We start from the raw sequence: 20,150 nt of genomic DNA, 5'->3' as shown, positions 1-20,150 counted from the left end.
TGTGATGTCTCACCTCATCGTTGACACTTCATGTCTCAACTGATCGTGGACAGTTCATGTCTCAGGACTTCGTGGACGGCTGCTTGGTGGGGCCGTTGCGGCTGATGTAGACGGTTCCCTTGGGCGGGCGCGGGTGTTGGATGATTTCCGTTCCGCGGGCGTCGAAGAACATGATGGTTTCGTCGTCGTAGAGGATGTGGATCTGTTCTCCTGCGTGGTTCGTTCCGATGTAGAAGTGCATTCCGATGACGGTGACTTCGCCCTGACGCCCCACCTTCCGTTGCACGCTCTGGCGGGGTGCGGGTTTGCGGGTTTCGGGGGTCGGGGGCTCTGGCGGCAGGGCTGTCGCGGTGGCGTTCCAGGCCTCGGCCGGGGTCGTGCCGGGCGGCAGCGCCTGGTGTTCACGCTCGGTGTTGTAGTACGTGTCGAAGACATCGACACGGGCCTGTAGCTCGGCGATGGTCCCGGCCCGGGGATGGCGGTTCAGGTAGGTGTGCAGGGTCCGGTGGAAGCGTTCGTTCTTGCCCTGGGTGGTGGGTTTGTAGGGTTTGCCGGTGATCGGCACGACGCCGAGGGTTTTGAGGTATTCCACCAGGGCCCCGGTGCGGCCCCTCCGCGTGGGATTGAACGCTGCCCCGTTGTCCGACAGGAACTTTTGGGGCACTCCGTGGCGATCGATAGCTATTCGCACCACCCGGAGGGCCGCCTCGGATGTCTCTGCGTCTGCGACCAGAGATGCCAGTGCCAGGCGGGAATGATCATCGATGAGCTGGAAAATGGCCACCGTGGCTCCGCCGGCCAGCAGCCACTGCGTGGAGTCGATCTGCCAGCACCCGTTGGGTTCCGGATAGACGAATCTTTGGTAGGCGCTGCGGGGTTTCTTCCCCGGTTCCGGGACCACGACTCCCGCCCGGGTAAAGATCCGGGCCAAGGTGGCACGTGATGGCGGACGGACCCCCTGGCGTCGCAGTTTTGCGGCGACGCTCAGCGGTCCGTGGTCATAGCCGAGGCTCTTCAGGGACTCCCGGGTCGCGAGAGCCAGTTCCGCCATCGAGGCATCGACCTTAGCCGGGCTGGCCGCCGGCCTGGTCGAGGCCGTTCCCATGGCTCTGATCGGCCCCACGGCGGCAGCCGCGGCCCGGACCTTGTAAAACCAGGCCCGGGACACCTTATGACGCCGGCAGAACCGTGAAACCGCACCCCTCTCGGCGTCGTCAGGCCATGTCGCCACCAAATGCCGGATCTTGATATCGGGGTGCATTTTGCTCATGACCCGAGCAAAACCGGTCCGAGTGTCCACGATGTCCTGAGACACACTGTCCACGATGTCTTGAGACAGAAATGTCCATTAAGTCATGAGACTCAATAGTTGTCTGGAGGCCGGGTTGGCAGCATCTACTGATAGGGCAACAGGAGTGATGGGTACAGCTCAGCGGCTGAGGCGGGACCGCGCCGTCGACGTCGCCTCGATCCGGATGCCGTCCGGCACCAGGAAGTTCACCACCGGCGGGTGCACGGCCGCGCTCAGCACCACGACGGCGGTGGCACCGTCCGGACTGCCCGTGGACGGTGCCACGGTCAGGCCGCTGAAGTGGTCGAATGCGCCGTGGCGGCCCAGATAGTCGACGGCGGCGCTGCGCACCCGGGCTCCGCTCAGGACGGCGGACGGTGTCCCGCCGGCGTTGCCGAGCTGGCCGAGGGTGAAGCTGTCCGCGGCGGCCACCGAGGCACCGTCCGCGAGGGAGAGCAGCTTCTTGTGTTCGAGGTACACGCTGGACGCGGCCACCACGACGGTCGCGACCAGTAGCGCAATCAGAATGAAGCCGATGCTCAGCACCAGCACCTGTCCCTCCTGCCGGCGGGCACGGGGCTCGTGTCCGGGGCGCCGGGGCCTTGGGCGCCAGGTCCCTGCGTGCCGGGATGCGCCGGCAGGTTTCCTCACCGGAACCTGCCCACCAACTGGGTTGCCGATGCGCTGAGCTGGCTCGCGTTCAGATGAAGTGCATCGCTGAACGGCACAAACGGCAAGGGCACGGTGAGGTGGACGGTGACCGTCACCGCCGAGCCGGGAGCCAGGCAGTCGGCCGGCTCGCAGCGGGTGTCGAAGCTGGCATTTTCCGCCGGTTGGCCGTAGTCGGCGAGCGCCAGCACCACGGCTTGCTCGGCAGCGGCCCGGCCGCTCGCCGCGTCCGGTTGGGCAACGTAGACCTTGGCGGCCTGGTCAGCGGCGCCGACAACTGCGAACGAGCCGCCCTGGATCTGGCCCACGGTGATGATGAAGTACACCAGCGGCACCATCAGCAGCAAGGACAAGAAGACGAACTCGACCACGGCACTTCCCTGTTCCGGCGACGGTAGCCCTGACTGTGACCATTCAGGGCTGGATGGCCGCATGGCCCTTCACCTCCAAGAGCGCCCGGGGACCGATGAAGCCAATGACCGGCAACGGTGCGCGGACTGTCACCTCCAGCGTGCGGATGCCCTGATACGTCGATTCGCTCGTGGCAACGTCCCCCGCGAACTCGGAGTTGAGCGCCGCCGTGATCAGCTGGACCGTCCGTTCCTTGGCATCCCCGTCGTTGCGGTCGGCCAACGTGCCGTATCGGGCGCCCGACGCGGCGGCGTCGATCAGCGTGTTCCGGATGTGAAGAACCAGGGTGAGCTGGACGATCGCGAGGAAGAGTAAGGTGAGCAACGCGCCGATCAGCACGAAGTCCACGACGGCGGCACCGCGCTCAGCGTCCTTGCTGCGCTGGAGGTTTTTGCCGTGGCGCCCGCTCCCCTCGACCTGGGCTGCCACTGGCTACTGTCCGACCTTGTCCATGGCCTGGTTGAAGAGTCCCTCAAGTGCAGGACCGGCGAGCGCGAGCAGGGCTGCCACGAGGACTGCCGACATGAGGGTAATCATGACCCAGCCGGGGACGTCCCCGCGCTGGGCGTGGTCGGCTCCCGCTTCATGGCGGTCGCCCAACCGCGGTCGCGACGCATCAGACCACCAAGTCAACGTGCTGAGCGCACAGGCCACCAACGCCACGCGAGTTCCGAAGTTCTTCACCGTGTCCTCTTTCCTGGTTTTTGGTTTCATGGTTTTACTGTTTTTCTGGAGTCCTGATTTTTCGATTCTGTTGGTTCGCGATGCTTCGCTGGCGGTTCCTAGAGTCCGAGACTGATTGCGACCAGGCCAGGGAAGACGGCGAAGATGACCGTAAGCGGAAGGACCCCGAAGACAAGCGGCACCATCATTCCGATTTCCTTCTTGCCGGCGGACTCCATGAGCTCCCTCTTGGCTGTGTCCCTTACATCCTGTGCCTGCGCCCGGAGGACGTCGGCGAGGGGTGTTCCGCGCTCGACGGCCACGATCATTCCGTCAACGAAACGGACCAGCGGCCCCTGATCAGTCCTGGCCGAGAACTCGTGGAGGGCTTCCACGAGGGGCTTTCCAGACCTGGTCTCGGCGAGGACGCGAGCAAATTCCTGCGAGAGCTCACCCCGGGCACTGCGGCAGACCCTGTCCAACGCACCGGTGGCGCTTTCGCCGGCGCTAACAGCCAGGGCCATGAGTTCGGCGATGCTGGGAAACTCCGCCATCATCCGCGTCTCCCGCTTCTTGATGTGCGCGCCCAACAGGTAGTCCCGGAGCAGGAACCCGCCAACCGCGCTCCCCACGACGGCCACGACGGCCACGAACGGGCTAAAGCGGCCGATCGAGCCGGCGAGCGCCACAACACCGACGGCGAGGACAAAGCCGCCCGCCGCCCACAGGAGCTGCTCAGCCCGGAAGTCCACTGCTGTCTTGGCGCTGCCGGCGCGCGCCAGCCTGCGGTTCAACGCCGTGGCGCCAAGGTTGATCCGGCCCAGGGCTCTGCCACTGTCCCGGATCGCCGGGCGGAGGATTCGTTCCAGCGGCCCAAACGGCGTGAGATTCCTCGGGGCGGTCCGCAGGAGCCGGGATTCCAGGTTGTGGGTTCTCAATTGCGGGCCGATACGTTCGACGAACGTCGTCGGGCGCATAAAGGGAAGCCGCACGAGGAACAGCCAGAGACCGGCCCCGAGCACTGCCCCGCACACCGTGGCCGCCGCCATCAGCCCGGTCATCGCAGGACCCGCTGTTCGTCCGGCAGCGCACCGATGCGCAGCATGATGGCGTAGGACACCAGGGAGACGGCGAGGCCGCCCAGAAGAACCGCGGCACCGAGCGGGGTGTTGTAGGCCATCACGGCCTCAGGACGGCTGGCCAGCAACACCAGGACAATCCAGGGCGCAGCGACGGCCAGGCGGGCGGCGTTGACGGTCCAGGATTGCCTCGCCTCCAGCTCACTCCTGGTCCGGGCACTCTCCCGCAGGAACTCGGCGAGGGTGCCCAACAGCCGCCCGAGGTCCGTGCCGCCCACGTCCCGGGTGAGCCGGAGGGCCTCGACGATCCGATCTGCCACGGGATCGGCCAGACGGTCCTTGAGCCGGGTGAGCGAGGGATCGAATTGGCCTCCCGAACGGTAGTCGGAGCCGAAGTCCACAAACACATGGCGAAGCTCCGCGGGGCCCTTGTCGCCAAGCTGGATAAGGGCCTCAGGCAATGACAGGCCGGCCCTGATGGCTGAACGCAGATGATCAACGACGTCGGGCCAGAGCTGGCGGAGGACAGCCGTGCGCTTTCTCGCACGCCACCGGACCATCGCCATCGGCAGCCAGCCGCCAAACAGGCCAAAGCATCCTGAGATCGGCCACGACCCGGTAATTGCGAAGAACGCGAGAGTTGTGAATACCCCGACCCCAAGGCACGAGGCGAGCAGCCCCGCCGCGCTGACCTTTTCGATGCCCGCTGACCGCAGGAGGTCCTCAAGCCGACTGGTCCGGGACGCCCGCCGCGCGCTCACAGGCTTCTCCCACGCGGACCACCAAATCAGCAGGAGACCAGCCCCGCCCAGCATCCCGAGGAGCGGCGCCATCAGCGCTGCTCCAGCAGCGCCGCGACGTCGAACCCGGAGCGGGCAAACTTTTCCGCGGCGGGCATGGAGTTGGCCTTGGGCAGTAGCTGCCCGTCCGACATCGTGAACACCATGGAAGACTCGATGATCCCGTTTTCCACGCGGCGGCCCAGTGACAGGATCTCCGTGACCTGCCTGCGCCCGTTGGCGTGCCTGCTGCAATGGACCACCAAATCGATACAAGAGGCTACGGTGGGAACTACGAACGCGCTGGAGATATTGTCTCCGGCGAGCAACGGCAGCGTACAAATTTTTGTCACCGCATCGTGTGCGGAGTTCGCATGCACGGTGCACATCCCCGGCAGCCCGGAATTTTTTCAGGCACAGCAAGGATGCTTCCTCAGGAGGATGTTGAATCGTCTCCGGCTAGTTCGATGCCGGGAGTGTCCGTGGTCAAACTGGCACCGAAACGGCCCAACACAGCGAGCCCAATCAGTCTTCTTTTTACTCTTCCTCGCCGTCGCCACCAAGCCAGTCGAGGTTGCTACTCCGGAGAAGAGGCTTGCTAGCAAGCCGACGTTCAACGCTCGAACGTCGGAAATCCTCATCCTCGTCAGTCGACGTCGGCAGATCTGCAGTTGCTAAACGCAATGCAAAACGCGCACGGCAGAATGTAGTTTTCGAACTTGGCTAAACCCTCGCGACCCTCGGGCGCAGCCGTGTGACAGCACTATATGAAGAAGGTGTGGAGCCGACGCCAACAAGGCCTAAGGAGTCCTAACAGACTATTGGGGCCCGCAGTGAGAGTTCTCCGGCTAGGCGTCCCTGATGCACGGCGTGGCCGATCATCTTGTCGACAGCAAAATGACCCGCCTCCCTTCTTGTTGTGTAAGTTGGGCCAAATGGATCTGAACTTTCTCTGGCCCCTGCTTGGCGGCGCGGTCGGCGCAGCGATTGTCAACAGCGCATTTGGCTTCTTCAAGCACGGCAGGGAGGCCGCTCTTGAGCAGGAGCAGTGGCGGCGCAACCAGCGCCAGACCGGCTACACGGACTTTCTCCGTGCCCTGGCTGAATTCGAGTCCGCTATGGGGCGCACGAGAGACTTCGTGATAGAAGGCGAGGAGTCCGCCAAGGCGATCTCCGACACAATCAACGCCTATTACCTCGCAAACTCCGGGCTTCACATGCTGGCCCCGCCCCGGTTGATCGTGGCCTCGTCAGAGATCAAGACCAGGACCGACGAGTGCATGAAGGCACTTCTGTGGGTTATGAGGGAGGGCGAAAGCGAGGCGGAAGATGCATGGGACACGGCGTCCCGTGCTCTCACCAGGGCGACTACCGACTTCGTCATCCTGGCTCGGCACGATCTAGGGATGCTCGAAGACAACCGCGACAAGACTCGCGCGGCCCTCCAGAACGAGCTGTTGAAGTACCGCAGTTCGGGCCTGCTGAGCAGGCGTTAGCGGGGCACGTAGTGCCCGTGCCACTCGTCGTCGGCGCCACGGCGCGCGTTCTGAACCAGCTTCTCGACACCGTTCTGAACCAGCTTCTCGACACGGCGGACCTTCGCTCCTTGGGCAGAGTGGGACCGCCGGACTCTCGATCTGCGCTGCTACTCGCTCGGTTTGCGGGCGCGGTGCTTGGGCACAGCGCGCCTGACGAGAGCCACTGTCAGGATTCCGGGAATGAGCGCGATTAGTCCCAAGCACCCGCTGCCGCCCGCCGCGGAACCGCGGGTACCGGGTGTTGTCCCCTTCGATGGGGATGTCGAGCTGGCGTTCCGGTCCGGGGTCTCTTCTTCGACGTAGGCAGGCGGCACGCTATAGCGCGCGGCTTCAGCCACCAATGCAGGGAACTCCGACGGGGAACCGTGGAGCCATTCATCGGATACCTCGGTTGCCTTAGCCGCCTGAACTGTGACCTGGGCTGCGAGGCTTGAGCCTTTGACGGTGGCCCAAGCGGCGGGGTGCAGACCCGCCGCCTCAAGGTGCTCAACGACCGGAAGAAGGTGCGCCGAGGTTGTCGGGCTCAACTGTCCGATGCGCTCACCATCAATGCGAACTTCAATGAAGGGTTTCTCGGTGCCGTTCTTGAGCCTCTGCACGTCCTTGTGAAGTGTGACAATGGCCAGCCCGTGTCCCTCTTTGGGGACGTGATTGAACAGGACGTCGAAATGGTCTTCCTCGCCGAGAACCTGGACCGCACCGCCCCACGGAAGGACACTGTGGGCCGACGGCGGCCTGCCGTTGCTCGGGACGAGCAAATGCGGCTCGCCCAGGGCTACGCGGACGCTGGAGAAGAAACGGGCTTTCCCCTGATTGTCATAGCTTTTCCGTACCACTGCCCAGATGCGGGCCGTAGTGGTGGCTTCGTGACCGCTGGCCGCAATCCGGTGAATCGGATCCCGGTACCGGGCCGCGTCTTCCTTCGATAGGTAACCGACGACGTGACCCCGCACTCGAACTGATATGGCATTCGGATCATAGGGATTGTCAGGCTCGGGGACCAACAATGCCGGGAGGGTCTGCTCGACCTCTTTGTCGAGCCTAGGTTTGCCGCCGATGGCGGCGGCAATCTGCTTCTCGCGCCAACTTTCCCCAACTACCTCGGTGTTTGGAAAGTTGTTTGATCCGGGCAGTGTGTAAGTAGCCAATGCGTCCCCCAATGTGACAGCCCGAACAGGTGAAAGGCGGCTTGCCGCTCCGGGCTGATGTGCGTTCTTGGATTATTGATCGGAACGTACCCGGCTGCAACTTACCGGTGGCGCGTGTCCTCCCATGAGCTAGTAGCCATCGATTTCCGTGCGCGAGGAATCTGTCCGTTAGTTCCACTCCACATGTGTCCGGCACGCCCATATCAACGGGACACGCGGGGGTGATTAATGTGGGTAACTACTGCACAGGGTGTGGATTTCGTCCGCGAAAATGGCTGAAATCCGGACATTTGGAGGGCCCTCTCCTGTGGATTGGCGGTGGGTTAAATGACATACTTGTAATACATCATCTTGGGGTCCGCGTGAGGCTCTTGCACTACATGTAGTATCGACATACAGTTCGAGCGCAGGCTCGTTCTGAGCATGAAAAAGCCCCAGGAGCATCCTGCTCGTGGGGGGACTTGCAGGTGGCTCGGCTGAGGCTTTTCGTATCCATTCCAGCGGATTACGAAAGCCTACCCCTAGTGGCACTCTCGACGGTAAATCGTCGGCGTGTCCGTTAGATATGTCGGGTCCGTCTGCATCAACAACAGCAGATTGGAAGATCGAATTGACACCCAACTTCAAACCCGGCCAGGCCACCCCGTTTTCGGGCCAGTACCAAGTGGTTGGCCCACGAGGCGGTGCCCGCTCTACGGAAGTCACCTCCGTAAAAGGCAAGCCCCTTCCGCCCACGGCGTCACCCGGCGAAACGTACAAACTGGTGGACCGGACCAATAACAAGTCGGGTGGTCGCAAGTAGTGCGGGCGAAACAGAATTCGCCCGAGACCGCCCGCCACGGCGAACTCCTGCGGCTTGAACCGTCTCGGGTGAACCCGAGCGGATACGCAGCAGTCTTCGACAGCATGTCCCGAACCTGGAACCGTAAGCTCTAGGCGGTCCCCCTGCAAGCCCCTGCCCCTGAGGGCGGGGGCTTGCTGTGTTTGGTCTGACTCATCGAGGGCACTAATCCCGAACACACCGAATGAAGCTCCCGTGCGCCGTCAGCGAACGGTTTGGAACCGGAACCGGAACCGGTGCGAAAGTCCCCAGAATGGTTTCCAAGACGAGATAAAGCGATGGGCCGGGCCAGCCGTGAGGGCTGTCCCCGCCGAGAGCGAGAGACCAAGGCGCTTAGTAGTAATACCCTCCATACCAAACCACATAAGCCCGAGGGCCGTACTTCGCAAGCGAGAGTAGGCGACTTCGGCGAAATCACTCTCTCCGAAAAGTGCAATAAACACCTCAACCTGAAGGAGGCAATCGACTGGCGAAGACAGCACGATCCGGCTGCAAAACAGAGGGATGCACGCGCACTCACTACGCCAACCATCTCTGCAAGATGCACTATGAACAGCTCCGCCGTACCCGCCCCAAATGCCAGGAACCGGGTTGCCCGACCAAATCCGACAAGCTCGGATACTGCCGCCGTCACGAGCGTCGGACGCTCGAACTGCTGGACGAAGGACACGAAGGTTCGCCAGTAATGGACGCCGAGCTTGACCGGATAGCCGAATCGATCCACGTTAACCCTGTCACTGGGTGTTGGGAATGGACCGGCAGCAAGAACCGGAAGTACGCCGCGATAGTCGTGGGCGGGAATGAGTGGCTTGGTCATCGGCTCATGTACGTCTGGTTCATTGGGGGCCACGCTCCCAACAAGGAACTGGAGCACATCTGCGCGAACCCGCCCTGCATTCGGCCGAATCATCTCCAGCCAGTTTCCCGGCGAATTAATTTGGCCCGCGAGGTCCGTCGCGCTCGTCACCCGGAAGCAGCGTTTTGGACGGATGACTACCTGTGCACAACCACGTTCCCGTTGCTTCTGTGGGCGGGTAACCATGGGCTCCCCGCCGCCCCGAGTCACTGGCGAACAAGACCCACATCTACAGACACCCGCGCTGTCCTTGGCTTGGAACTTCCGTCGAAAGGCTTGGGGCCTCCCGACGGCGGACATGAGTAACAACTAACAACGAAAGGAAATCTGAATGTCAACTGACGAATACGTCTCCAGTTGGGGACCCGAACCCTTGGAACCCAGGAGGGATGACTACTCGCCGCGCCTGGGCGGCGACGGCCTGTACCATGTGCCTGCCCTTGGCGATGGCAACGAGGCCTTCTTCCGGTCTGAAGACAACGCGAAGCGGGCTGGGAATCTTGCCTATGGCGAAGCGTTGAGGTACTACAACGAGTGGCACTTCAAGAAGGACCTGGAGACGAAGCCGACGCCGGGTCAGGAAAAGGCCGAAGCAATGAGGACTGGGAAGCAGCAGGCTCTCCGCGAAGGTATTTCCGAAGCCGAATGGGACCAGTTCCCCGAAATCCGCGCTAACTACGTCGCGCCGACCAAGTCGGGAGCGGAGTTGTGGGAAGAATACAAGCGTGGCCGGGGCAACACCGGGCGCTTGGACGACCCGGACAAGAACTGACGGACTGATTAACGGGCGGGAGGCGAGACCTCCCGCCCGTTTCACTCACCGACTTCCAAACCCGTACAGAAACGTAGCTGCTATCACCGCCGGGCGCTCGGCCCCCGACTTCGGGGGTCACCCCCCACCCCTCTACGTCCAGTTCCATGGAGGCTACCCGGCCCCTCAGTAAGCCCCTAGCGGCTCTAGGTGCGTTCCCTAGTGGATTGGCCGAAGTGCATGTAATAGTCCCTGAGGCGGCCCTGAATGGCTTCTCAAGCGCATCCTGGCTCTTGTCAGCACCCAAGAACGAAGGGATACGCAGAAAACTGCTGACGGTCCTAGTGACTTCCTGACGGCATCACGCGGCGGGCAGAGAGGTATTTTCTGGTAGAGCCTTTTGCACTTCAGGGGTTACCCTCCTGGCAGGCTTCAGCGACCTAAGCGCCCGCTCGGCTGCGGCGGCAATTTCTTGGGAATAACTGTCGGCTACTGGACCGTAGTGACGAGACATCGCTTCGAACGCCTCCCGCGCCGGTGCGCGGAGGAACCGGAAGTCGTTTGCCAACCCGAGCATGAGCTTCAAGGCCGCAAGCTGCTCAGCTATCCCAACATGCTGCGAGCGATCGTTTCGCGGCCGCCCGTGAGCGTGAGCGCAAATATCCAGAAACGATTCGGTGGCATCCATTCGGCGCTTGAGCCGGAGCTGTCGCGTGGCGACCATGAAGGTTAGGAAGGCGCCTAATACAGCCCCAATTCCTAGAGTGGACAAGACGGCAAGCAGTTCAGTCATGAGGCGATTGTGACACAAAGGGGACGAGGGGCCGTCTCTCAACCGATCGGTTACGAGACAGTTCGATGAGACACCTTCGGTCCCACGAGAATTAAAGGGCCCTACTGTCTCGCTACCATGTCTCACAAGTACCTGTTAATCTGACTGTATTCAAACATCCTTGCGAGACACTTTCGGGAGGAAGTCATGGGGAAACTAATCGGGTACGCCAGGGTATCCACGAAGGGTCAGGACACCGACCGCCAGGAAGCAGACATCCTCGCGGCCGGCGTCCGCCGCGACGACCTGTATATGGATCGGGGCGTCAGCGGGGCCAAGGCCAACCGCGCCGGGCTGGATCAGGCTCTTGCCGCGCTTCAGGAGGGTGACACCCTCGTAGTCGCCACGCTCGACCGCTTAGGGCGGTCTACGCAGAACATGCTTAACCTCGCAACAGACTTGAAGGACAGGGGAATCAATCTCCGCGTCTTGAACCTTGGCGGCGGGAACGTCGACACCGCCACTCCCATGGGACAAATGATGTTCACAGTCATGGCGGGGCTGGCTGAGATGGAGCTTGCCATCAAGCGCGAGCGCATCAACGACAGCGTGAGCAAGCGCCGCGCGAAGGGGTTGGACCTCGGGGGCCGCAGGGCGCAGTTCACCGACGGCCAGATCGAGAACGCAAAGAACCTGATCGAAGGCGGTAAGCCAGCGGCCCAAGTTGCGCGCGACCTGGGAATGTCTCGGGCGACCCTGTACCGCCGTATCGCCCAACTGACCGGTGCCTAGGAGGACGCGGCTACAGAGCCGCCGTCCGCCCCCTCGTTCTCATCCGGCCAGTTCACGTCGCCAAACTCGCTCAGAATTGCTATCGCTTCCTGGCGAGTCCTGAAGCCAGGGACAACGTCGAACCGCATCCCTCCGTCGACGCGCACCAGCGTCAATCCGGGGATGTCGACCAATACCTCGAAATCACCACTGCTTTGAGTCATCTCTTCACCTCCCGCCCAATTCAGAGGCCCCGAGGGCTCAGTCCCATCGGCCCGCGCCCTCGGCAACCGCTATCCCCGCTTCCCGCCATGCGGCCACGAGTCCAGGAATCTCTTCCTTAGCAAGCGGTCCCCGTGCGTCCCACTTCGTCTTCAGAATCACCTGAACCGTGTCAGCGTCGAACACCCTTGCCGATCCTTTGCCGTGCGGCAACAGGATGACGTTGCAGACCTGCCGAACATAGTCGCGCCGCGTGTCAACGGAACTGCTGAACCACTCCATGGCCTCAGGAGTCGTCATGTCCGGTTGGGAGAACTGATAGCTTTCCTGCGGAAGATACGCCGACACTGCCAGAAGCTCCTGGCGGCTCTCATTTTCCTCCAGGCTTTCGCGGATGCGGGTAGTTGATGCGACTAGTTGACTCGTAGTTATCCTCCCGTCAGCAGCCAGGAGCGCCATCTCATTCAAGCGCTCCCGCAGGGCGGCAGCCTCAGTCTCTAACTGCTCGGCCTCTCTTGAGGGATTCTCATATTTTCTATGCCGTGCCGCGATAATCCGGTAGGCAACCATATGCCGGTCAACGACGCTGTCAACGAGGGAAACGCGTTTGCCCACATGCCCAGTTCCTTTCTCAGGGCAACGGTAGATGGTGTATTTTTCACCGCTGCGGCCGCTAACGCTCGCAGAGCGTACCGGCGCCCCGCAGTGGCACTGCGCGATTCCTGCCAACAAGTGCCTCGCCTTGTTGGACTGGGACCGCCGGCGACGCGGGTCTGTGAGGATGGACACCACGGCCCTCCACACGTCTTCAGAGACGAGGGCGGGGAATGTGGAAGGCCCTACGATCTCGCCCTTCCAGTCCGCAAGCCCGGCGTTACGTGGCCTCACAAGCATCTGCCGAAGCTGAGCATAGCCCCAGGGCTTGCCGACGCTTGTCGTAACGCCTGATGCGTTGAGTGCGGCCACTATCGCGCCTAGACTTTGGCCCTGAAGGACGGCGTTGCAGACGTCAGCGACCACCGCCGCTTCAACGGGGTGAGGCTCTGGAACCCCGTCCACGAAATGCCAGCCGAAAGGGCGGGGACCCCCAAGCCATTCACCCTTCATGGCTTTCTGCTCCATTGCGCGGCGAACACGGTCCGCCTTATGGGCGGATTCATAACGTGCTACCTGTCCGAGCAGGCCAGCGCGGAGTATGCCTTCCGGCGTGCTGAGATCAACCTCTCCGCCTTTGACTGCGTAGTTCTGGACGGAACATTCCCGGCAGATGGCAATGTATTCTTCAAGCTCTGTCGGGCTGCGATGCAGTCGGTCTGTATGCCAAAACAGAACTACGGATGCTTCGCCGCGCCTGAGCGCGGCAAGCATTGCTGAGTAGCCGGGTCTCTTCTTTCCTGAGTACGCGCTGATGTCATTGTCAACAAACACCCGCGCGACGCTGAGCCCTCGCTCTGCCGCCAGCTTGCGGCAGTCTTCCTCTTGGCGCGCCACACCGAGCTCTGCTCCCGTGCGGTCCTGGCTGATCCTGCAGTAGATGAAGGCCACGCTCTCCATGGCCGCATATTATCCGGGCTGTGCATGAGCGTCTATCGGGAAGGCCACCGATGCGGGCACAACGTGTGAAACTGACACATCGGCCTAGTGGCTAAACTGTTTTCGAACTGCCTCAAGCAGTTCAAAAGAGGGTGGAGTCTACACACTTTACGTAAATAAGTAAATTACCTTGCATGATTTTTTCTCAGAAGCGTGGTACCTTGCTCTCATGCCCCAAGATGAGGCGCTTTTCGAGCTTCCTCCGAGCGAAAAGGAGGAAGCATTCGAAGACACGACGCCTCCGATCGGGTCACACCTCCTCCGCGGCCGACACGGAACTGATGACGGCAACGACGCCGTAGAGGCCAGCGCAACTATCGACTCATACTGGCCCGCGACCAGGCCTGACGGGGCCTTCGTTCAGGCGCAGACCGTTCCGAATCCCTTCGCCACCGTCCGTGAGCGGTTCTACTCCAAGACTAAACGGTCTGACAACGGGTGCTTGGAATGGACCGCAAGCAAAGTTGGTCGGGGTGGATATGGTGGTTTCAGCTTCAATGGAAAGGTGATCGGCGCCCACCGCGCCGCTTGGATGATTGAGTATGGCTGCGTCTTGACGCCAGAACAGCAAATACTTCATTCCTGCGACAACCCCATCTGCGTTGATGTGGCGCACCTACGGGTGGGGACCTTCGCTGACAACGCCGCAGACAGGGTTGCCCGACACCGGGTCAACGCCGCCACCGGCGAAGCGCACCACCGAACGAGATTCACCGACGAGGACGTAGCTCAAGTCCGGCAGATGGTGGCCGATGGAGTGCCTCGAAAGCTCATTGCCGCTGAGATTGGGAGCAGCTACGGGTATATCTCCGACATCGTGAACGGAAGATGCCGAACGAAACCCACTCAACCGTCAGTAATAACCTCCGCCATGACTACACTTCACGACAGCCTTGCGCGATCTGCATTTCATCAGGCGCGGCGTGCAGCGATCACCAACGTCGTTCACCCCGATGACGAGATCCCCAATGAAGAGTGGCGGAAGACCAGGTTCGAAGGCTACTGGGTTAGCTCGCTCGGAAGGGTCCGGGGAATGCGGGGAACTATCCTTAAGCCGTGGTCGACCCAATTTGGACATTTGGCTGTTGAATGCGGAAGGCACGGCAAGTACAGCGTTCACTTTTTGGTTTGCGAAGCGTGGCATGGACTCCGGCGCGACGGCATGTGGGTGGGCCACATCGACGGTGACCCCAAGAACAACATCCCCACGAATCTCCGATGGGTCACCCCCGCTGAGAACAGTGAAGACACTGTCCGGCATGGCAAGACGAGAACAGCCACCGGAGAGCACTTCAATGCCAAGCTCTCCTGGCCAGAGGTCAGAGCAATACGAGACCAATTTCCTGCACCGAGGGGAGCTGTAAAGCGACTGGCTCTGCAGTTCGAGGTCTCCAGGGCCACAATCATCATGATCCGCGACAACAAGATTTGGCGGATTCAGCCTGACACATGACTCGTCATCCCGAAGTGTGCATGAGCGATGGCCCGGCCCTGAAAAGTGGCGCTTCCGTACCTGCTTCTGCTTTGCGGTCTGATCTTGGGCGGAGTTGCCAGTGTCGGGTCGCTATTCCTGCCCGCCTAGTAGGCCGACACCGATTAGGCTTTTGGTGCCGGCTCCCGACCCGATATGGTCGGGTTGCGGTCAGCGGGGCCGCTTGGCCGGATTGCTGCAGTGAATCACCACAATGGGGGGACCATATTAAATCGGCATTTACACCAATCTCGATAACTGCAATTTTACCGCCAATTGTCGGGGGCCATCTGCATCCAGTAATCACCTGCGATGAGATGCCGACGGACCTCGGACGAGAGGATAAAGCGTGACACCGGAGGGGATACAAGCCGTTACCTCGATCCTGACTGTTTTGGCTGCCCTCGCGGCGGGCTTTTACGCGCGGCGGGCGGCTATTTACACCAAGAACCAAGCCCAGGCGTCCCACCGGCAGGTCGAGATAGCCGCTGATGCCCTGGAAGTTACACGAGGTCAGGCCGCGGCGGCGGAAGACCACGGGAACCATCAGGTTGAGATAGCTCGGGAAACACTGGAAGTGGCTCGCAAAGAAGCCCAATCAGCCCAGGCGGCGGCGGACCGCCAAGTTGAGGAAGCGAAGGCAACTTATAGGAGATATGAGGAATCTAAGCTGGATGCCCTCATCCCTGTTGTACTTGCCACCGTCGGGAAACCCCGCTCCTTTCTCGAGACGAAGGAAGTTTCGGCAAGGGGTGAATGGCCTACATCGTGGTCGTCATTCGACGTTCCGAGGAACTTTGAGGAAATCGAACTTGCTACGGTTGTATTCCGCGTACGGCTGAGAGTGTTGATTGAAAATAAGTCCGACAGGATCGCGCGAGTAGAGATAACTGATTCCGCGCGAGGAGAGGTAGATGTCCCCTCCGGTACTCCGCTAATAATCCCACCGCACGAAAAAAATGGCTTCACCTGGACTCGGGTTATCACGCCTGGCATGTTGGCCACGGAGGACGAAATTAATGATCCCAAAAATTGGCTTTTTGACCTCACGCTTTGGGTTCGCGACCTTGGAATGAACGTGTGTGATACTTACAAGTTCAACTCTGATCTGAGGTTGTTCAGCCGTGATGGGTCCCGGCTAATAGTTAAGCCGGAGCCAGAACACAACTGGAGGACCAACGTCGCTCAACCACTGCAGCAAAGGTTGTATCAGCGACTTGAAAGTGCCCGCACGATGAACGTGAACCTCAGCGGCTCAGGCAGCCTTTCAGCAAGCCTTTCAACGGGCGAATAGAGAGCGAGCTCGTAACTGTTGCCGCCGGCACGTAGTTAGGTCCACCCCGGTGCGGGACGGACCTAACCGTCGGGTTGGGCACTGGCTGGGTCATGGGGGAAATCAAGCAACCCCTAGCCTCGCCATCGTTCCGACGCGCCGAGTGATCACAGCCTGGGCGGCGGTGACGCTTACGCCCGCCTTTCGGCCCCCTGCTTGCGTTGAGACGGCCGCGCTGAACGCCTGCCAGCAAAATCAGTGGCTTCAGGCCCTGGCGTGGCGGCAGGCCGCCGATAGCGGGCGTCCAGCACCTCACGCACCCAACCGGGCATCGCAGACGTGACCATGTCGGCTTGGGTTGGAATATGGTTCGGCGGTCCTGCCGATCGCCCAATCACGGTAGGTCAGTTCCATGAAGGCTGAAAGCGAACCGCCGCTATTTTGCAGTGTGCCTGAGGACTATCGGGCAGACCGGAATTCAAGGCGATGAGCATGTCCAGGCTCTCAGCCTCCCTGACCTCGCCGACCACCAGCCGATCCGGTCGCATCCGCAACGCCTCCTTGACGAGCCGCCGCAGCGGAATCTCCCCCTGCCCCTCCAGATTGGGTTGCCGGCACTGGAGTCCCACGACGTCGCGAAGCGGGAACTGAAGTTCGAAGATCTCTTCCACCGTAATGACGCGCTCGCGGGTGCCGATGCTCGCCGCCAGGCAGTTGAGCATGGTGGTCTTGCCGGCCTGGGTGGCGCCCGAGACCAGGATGTTCAGGCCGCTCGCGACGGCCGCGCCGAGGAACCTGGCCGCCTGCGGGGTCAGCGTTCCCAGCTCCACCAGGTGTTCCAGCCGGCTCGCCTTCACCACGAACTTGCGGATGTTGATGGCCCAGTGACGCCGGGTGACATCCGGGATCACCACGTGGAGGCGTGAGCCGTCCGGGAGCGCCGCGTCCACGAAAGGGGAGGACATGTCCAGCCGCCGGCCGGAGCTCTTCAGCATCCGTTCCACGAGGTCCCGGACCTGCTGATCCGTCAGCGACACGGAGGTCAGTTCCGATTCGCCGTTGCGCGCCACGTAGATCTCATTCGGCGAATTTAGCCAGATTTCCTCGATGCCCGGATCGTCCAGGAGCGGCTGAAGCGCGCCAAACCCCGCCACGGCGTCGAAGACGAATCTCCGGGCATGGTCCAGCGGGCCGATGGGCGGAAGCGGTGCGAGCAGCGCCCGCTCGTCGTAGTCGCTGATCGCCTCCTCCACGAGGCGGCGGACTTCACCGCTCTGCCGCAGTGGATCCAGCCCGCGGCGACGGATCAACTCACGGACTTCGTCTTCGACGATGCGCACAGCTTCCACGGTGCCCCCAACATGACCGCTACCCCTCCCCCTGGGGCAGTGCAACTGGGTTAAAGCTAAGGGTGGCCGGCCTGCCGGACAAGGGCGCAGCCGCCGGTATGTGGAAAACCTGAACCACGATCCATAACAATTGCCACACTAGTAACACCAGAAACTCTGGATCACCCCAGTAGGCGGTGTTAGGGTGGGCGCGACAAGTCAGACATTCTCACACCCCGGACAGTTGCCTCTTGTATGGCACCCGGGTGTGGGATCACTATGACACTGCCATGAGCGTGTTGTTCCGGAGCGGCAAATGAAACGGACCCAAATTCCACATCTGAGTCTTCTCGGCAGCCGGGCCGGAGCAGTCCTTCTGGCCGCGGCCCTCATTGCCGGTCCGGGACTGGTGACACCCGCGGGCGCCGTCGAACCCACACCCGAGGCGGCCACGACGGCGACGCCGGCCCCCTCGGTCTCTCCCACACCGGCCCCGGCCGCCGTCGCTCCGGCGCCGTCCCCGGCCACCGCTACGCCGTCCCCGAGCACCGACCCGGCGACTGTCGACCGGTCATCCGAGGCGTACCGCGCTGCCATGGCGGCGGCCACCCGCTCCGGCGGGGCGGAAATGGGCGAGGCCGGACGGGCTGCCACCGCCGCGGCCACCGGACTCAAAGCCACCACCGAGGCGCTGGCAACGGAGGGTACCTGGACGCCGACGTTCGGCGTCAAGGGCATGGATGTCAGCCAGCATCAGCCCTCGATTAACTGGCAGCAACAGTGGAACCTGGGCGCCCGCTTTGCCTACGTCAAGGCAACCGAGGGGAACTATTACACGAATTCGATCTTCGGCGCGCAGTACACCGGTTCCCGCGGCGTCGGCATGATCCGGGGCGCCTACCACTTCGCCAACCCGGCGGCGTCGTCCGGGGCCGACCAGGCAAGGATCTTCGTGCAAAAGGGCGGGGGCTGGTCCAACGACGGTTACACCATGCCGCCGGTGCTCGACTTCGAGGGCAACCCGTACGCGGGCCAGATCATCAACGGGTTCAACCAGGGCAACGCCTGCTACGACATGTCCCGCGCGGCCTTGACCGCCTGGGCAAAGGACTTCAGCAACACCATGAAGGCGCTAACGGGGCGGCTCCCGGTGATCTACACCGGCTACTACTGGTGGAAGGACTGCGTCGGAAACCCCCTCGGATTTGGCGACAACCCGCTCTGGCTGGCTTCCTATCCGCTCTCGGCCTCTAACAACGCCGGTCCGATCCCCGCCAGTTGGTCCACCTACAGCATCTGGCAGTTCAGCAGCACCGGCCCCTTCGCCAACGGTGGGGACTCAAACGTCTGGAACGGCTCCACGGCCCAGCTGCAGGCGTTCTCCCGGGGAACAGTCGGCTCCAACGGTGCAATCGACGCCAAATGGCTGGCCACGGGCGGCGCAACGGGGCCGCTGGGCGCAGCCAAGACGACCTCCGAGATCTGCGGGCTCGTAGGCAACGGCTGCTACCGCGCGTTCACCAACGGAAACATCTACTGGACCTCGGCGACGGGCGCGCACCCGGTCACCGGCGCCTACTGGACCGCCTGGGGCAAGGCCGGGTGGCAGACAGGAATCGGGTACGCCACCAGCGACGCCATTTGCCCCACCACCACGACCACGTGCCACCAGACGTTCCAGGGCGGCAACGCCTACAGCACCCCCGGCGTGGGGACGTTTGTCGTGAAGAATTCCTACATGGCCGCCTGGAAGGCCGCCGGATGGCAGGACGGCATCGGGTATCCGAAGGCGATGGAGAGTTGTGGGCTCTACGGCGGCGGCTGCTACCAGGAATTCACGCGCGGCAACATCTACTGGTCCCCCTCTACCGGCGCCCATGCCGTGACCGGCGACTTCTGGGCCGCGTGGGGACGGGCCGGCTGGCAGACGAAAATCGGGTACCCCACCAACGACGTGACCTGCGGGCTCTACGGCGGCGGCTGCTACCAGGCCTTCAGCAACGGCAACATCTACCAGTCGGCCGCCACCGGAGCCCACGCCGTCACCGGCGCCTTCTGGAATGGATGGAAAGAGGTCAAATTCCAAACGACTATCGGCTACCCCACCAACGAGGCAATTTGCGGGCAATACGGCGGCGGCTGCTACCAGACGTTCTCCGGCGGCACCATCTACTGGAGCTCCGCCACCGGAGCCCACGCCGTCACGGGTGAATACTGGAAGGGCTGGCGGAGCGCCGGGTTCCAGCCGAAGATCGGCTACCCGACGGGGCCGGTCACCTGCGGCCTCTACGACGGCGGCTGCTACCAGCCCTTCGCCCGCGGCAACATCTACTGGAGCACAGCCACGGGGGCACACGCCGTGACCGGCGCCTACTGGACCGGCTGGGGTGAAGCCGGCTGGCAGCGCGGCATCGGATACCCGAAGGGCTCCGTCGTCTGCGGCCTGTACGGAAGCGGCTGCTACCAGCCCTTCAGCGGGGGCAACATTTACTGGACGGCTGCGACGGGTGCCCACGCGGTGAACGAGCCGTACATGAGCCAGTGGCGCCTGGCCGGCTGGCAAAAGGGCAAGCTCGGCTACCCCACGCAGGCCGCAGTCTCCTATGCCGGGTACAAGACAGTGCGTTTCCAGGGCGGCACCATGACGTGGACCGCGTCCGGAGTCAAGGTGGCCTACTTCTAGGCGAAGATGTC

17 protein-coding genes and 2 pseudogenes are annotated in these 20,150 nt (G+C 62.3%); 6 read left to right on the top strand and 13 right to left on the bottom strand.

What is annotated here, in order from left to right:
• Positions 1 to 61: 61 nt before the first annotated feature.
• The 8 genes and pseudogenes from BLS42_RS18365 to BLS42_RS18330 form a co-directional block, all read right to left on the bottom strand.
• Positions 62 to 1,270 (bottom strand): DDE-type integrase/transposase/recombinase, encoded by a 1,209-nt coding sequence (locus BLS42_RS18365; RefSeq protein ID WP_090581216.1) that lies wholly within the window; start codon positions 1,268 to 1,270, stop codon positions 62 to 64.
• 159 nt (positions 1,271 to 1,429) lie between these two features.
• Positions 1,430 to 1,843 (bottom strand): pilus assembly protein TadG-related protein, encoded by a 414-nt coding sequence (locus BLS42_RS18360; protein ID WP_090583738.1) that lies wholly within the window; start codon positions 1,841 to 1,843, stop codon positions 1,430 to 1,432.
• A 95-nt stretch (positions 1,844 to 1,938) separates the two neighbouring features.
• The gene (locus tag BLS42_RS18355; protein WP_371129616.1) at positions 1,939 to 2,331 is read right to left on the bottom strand and encodes a hypothetical protein; all 393 of its coding nucleotides are present in this window, start codon (positions 2,329 to 2,331) and stop codon (positions 1,939 to 1,941) included.
• Positions 2,332 to 2,374: 43 nt separating this feature from the next.
• The gene (locus tag BLS42_RS18350; protein WP_090583735.1) at positions 2,375 to 2,800 is read right to left on the bottom strand and encodes a TadE/TadG family type IV pilus assembly protein; all 426 of its coding nucleotides are present in this window, start codon (positions 2,798 to 2,800) and stop codon (positions 2,375 to 2,377) included.
• Between the two features lie 3 nt (positions 2,801 to 2,803).
• Positions 2,804 to 3,055 carry a hypothetical protein gene (locus tag BLS42_RS18345; protein WP_090583754.1) on the bottom strand — a complete coding sequence of 84 codons (252 nt, stop codon included), beginning with the start codon at positions 3,053 to 3,055 and terminating at the stop codon, positions 2,804 to 2,806.
• 98 nt (positions 3,056 to 3,153) lie between these two features.
• Complete coding sequence (locus BLS42_RS18340) at positions 3,154 to 4,095, bottom strand: type II secretion system F family protein (RefSeq protein ID WP_090583733.1); 942 nt, start codon at positions 4,093 to 4,095, stop codon at positions 3,154 to 3,156.
• Positions 4,092 to 4,946 (bottom strand): type II secretion system F family protein, encoded by an 855-nt coding sequence (locus tag BLS42_RS18335; RefSeq protein WP_090583731.1) that lies wholly within the window; start codon positions 4,944 to 4,946, stop codon positions 4,092 to 4,094. Before BLS42_RS18335 ends, BLS42_RS18340 begins: the two co-directional genes overlap by 4 nt.
• Positions 4,946 to 5,299 (bottom strand): annotated as a pseudogene (locus BLS42_RS18330) (CpaF family protein); the annotation flags it as partial. The gene BLS42_RS18335 and the pseudogene BLS42_RS18330, both read right to left, overlap by 1 nt.
• A gap of 528 nt (positions 5,300 to 5,827) precedes the next feature.
• On the opposite strand from BLS42_RS18330, the gene BLS42_RS18325 reads away from it, so the two are divergent.
• Positions 5,828 to 6,388 (top strand): hypothetical protein, encoded by a 561-nt coding sequence (locus BLS42_RS18325; RefSeq protein ID WP_090583729.1) that lies wholly within the window; start codon positions 5,828 to 5,830, stop codon positions 6,386 to 6,388.
• 149 nt (positions 6,389 to 6,537) lie between these two features.
• On the opposite strand, the gene BLS42_RS18320 is transcribed toward BLS42_RS18325, so the two are convergent.
• A complete protein-coding gene (locus tag BLS42_RS18320; protein WP_176803535.1) occupies positions 6,538 to 7,578 on the bottom strand; it encodes an HIRAN domain-containing protein in 1,041 nt (346 codons plus the stop codon).
• A 2,028-nt stretch (positions 7,579 to 9,606) separates the two neighbouring features.
• Between BLS42_RS18320 and BLS42_RS18310 the strand changes: the two genes are divergently transcribed.
• Positions 9,607 to 10,047, top strand: a complete 441-nt coding sequence (locus BLS42_RS18310) for a hypothetical protein (RefSeq protein ID WP_090583725.1) — start codon at positions 9,607 to 9,609, stop codon at positions 10,045 to 10,047.
• A 340-nt stretch (positions 10,048 to 10,387) separates the two neighbouring features.
• On the opposite strand, the gene BLS42_RS18305 is transcribed toward BLS42_RS18310, so the two are convergent.
• The gene (locus tag BLS42_RS18305) at positions 10,388 to 10,819 is read right to left on the bottom strand and encodes a hypothetical protein (RefSeq protein ID WP_143019236.1); all 432 of its coding nucleotides are present in this window, start codon (positions 10,817 to 10,819) and stop codon (positions 10,388 to 10,390) included.
• Positions 10,820 to 11,005: 186 nt separating this feature from the next.
• Between BLS42_RS18305 and BLS42_RS18300 the strand changes: the two genes are divergently transcribed.
• Entirely contained in the window at positions 11,006 to 11,590 is a 585-nt protein-coding gene (locus BLS42_RS18300; protein WP_090583722.1) for a recombinase family protein, read from the top strand.
• On the opposite strand, the gene BLS42_RS18295 is transcribed toward BLS42_RS18300, so the two are convergent.
• Positions 11,587 to 11,793, bottom strand: coding sequence for a hypothetical protein (locus BLS42_RS18295; RefSeq protein WP_090583720.1), 207 nt, complete (start codon positions 11,791 to 11,793; stop codon positions 11,587 to 11,589). The genes BLS42_RS18300 and BLS42_RS18295 overlap by 4 nt on opposite strands.
• A 37-nt stretch (positions 11,794 to 11,830) precedes the next feature.
• The gene (locus BLS42_RS18290; RefSeq protein WP_090583719.1) at positions 11,831 to 13,345 is read right to left on the bottom strand and encodes a recombinase family protein; all 1,515 of its coding nucleotides are present in this window, start codon (positions 13,343 to 13,345) and stop codon (positions 11,831 to 11,833) included.
• A gap of 208 nt (positions 13,346 to 13,553) precedes the next feature.
• Between BLS42_RS18290 and BLS42_RS18285 the strand changes: the two genes are divergently transcribed.
• Both BLS42_RS18285 and BLS42_RS18280 read left to right on the top strand, forming a co-directional pair.
• The gene (locus BLS42_RS18285) at positions 13,554 to 14,837 is read left to right on the top strand and encodes an HNH endonuclease signature motif containing protein (protein WP_090583717.1); all 1,284 of its coding nucleotides are present in this window, start codon (positions 13,554 to 13,556) and stop codon (positions 14,835 to 14,837) included.
• Between the two features lie 367 nt (positions 14,838 to 15,204).
• Positions 15,205 to 16,149 (top strand): hypothetical protein, encoded by a 945-nt coding sequence (locus BLS42_RS18280; protein ID WP_090583716.1) that lies wholly within the window; start codon positions 15,205 to 15,207, stop codon positions 16,147 to 16,149.
• A 413-nt stretch (positions 16,150 to 16,562) separates the two neighbouring features.
• On the opposite strand, the pseudogene BLS42_RS18275 reads toward BLS42_RS18280, so the two are convergent.
• Positions 16,563 to 17,477, bottom strand: a pseudogene (locus BLS42_RS18275) (CpaF family protein); the annotation flags it as partial.
• Positions 17,478 to 17,772: 295 nt separating this feature from the next.
• Here BLS42_RS18275 and BLS42_RS18270 point away from each other — a divergent pair.
• Positions 17,773 to 20,139, top strand: coding sequence for a GH25 family lysozyme (locus BLS42_RS18270; protein ID WP_090583714.1), 2,367 nt, complete (start codon positions 17,773 to 17,775; stop codon positions 20,137 to 20,139).
• Positions 20,140 to 20,150: the final 11 nt, after the last annotated feature.

It is taken from the genome of Arthrobacter sp. ov407 (assembly GCF_900102895.1).
In the GTDB taxonomy this organism is placed as follows: domain Bacteria; phylum Actinomycetota; class Actinomycetes; order Actinomycetales; family Micrococcaceae; genus Arthrobacter.
Note: the sequence above shows the minus strand (reverse complement) of the source record. Positions and strands in the feature narration are given on the sequence as shown.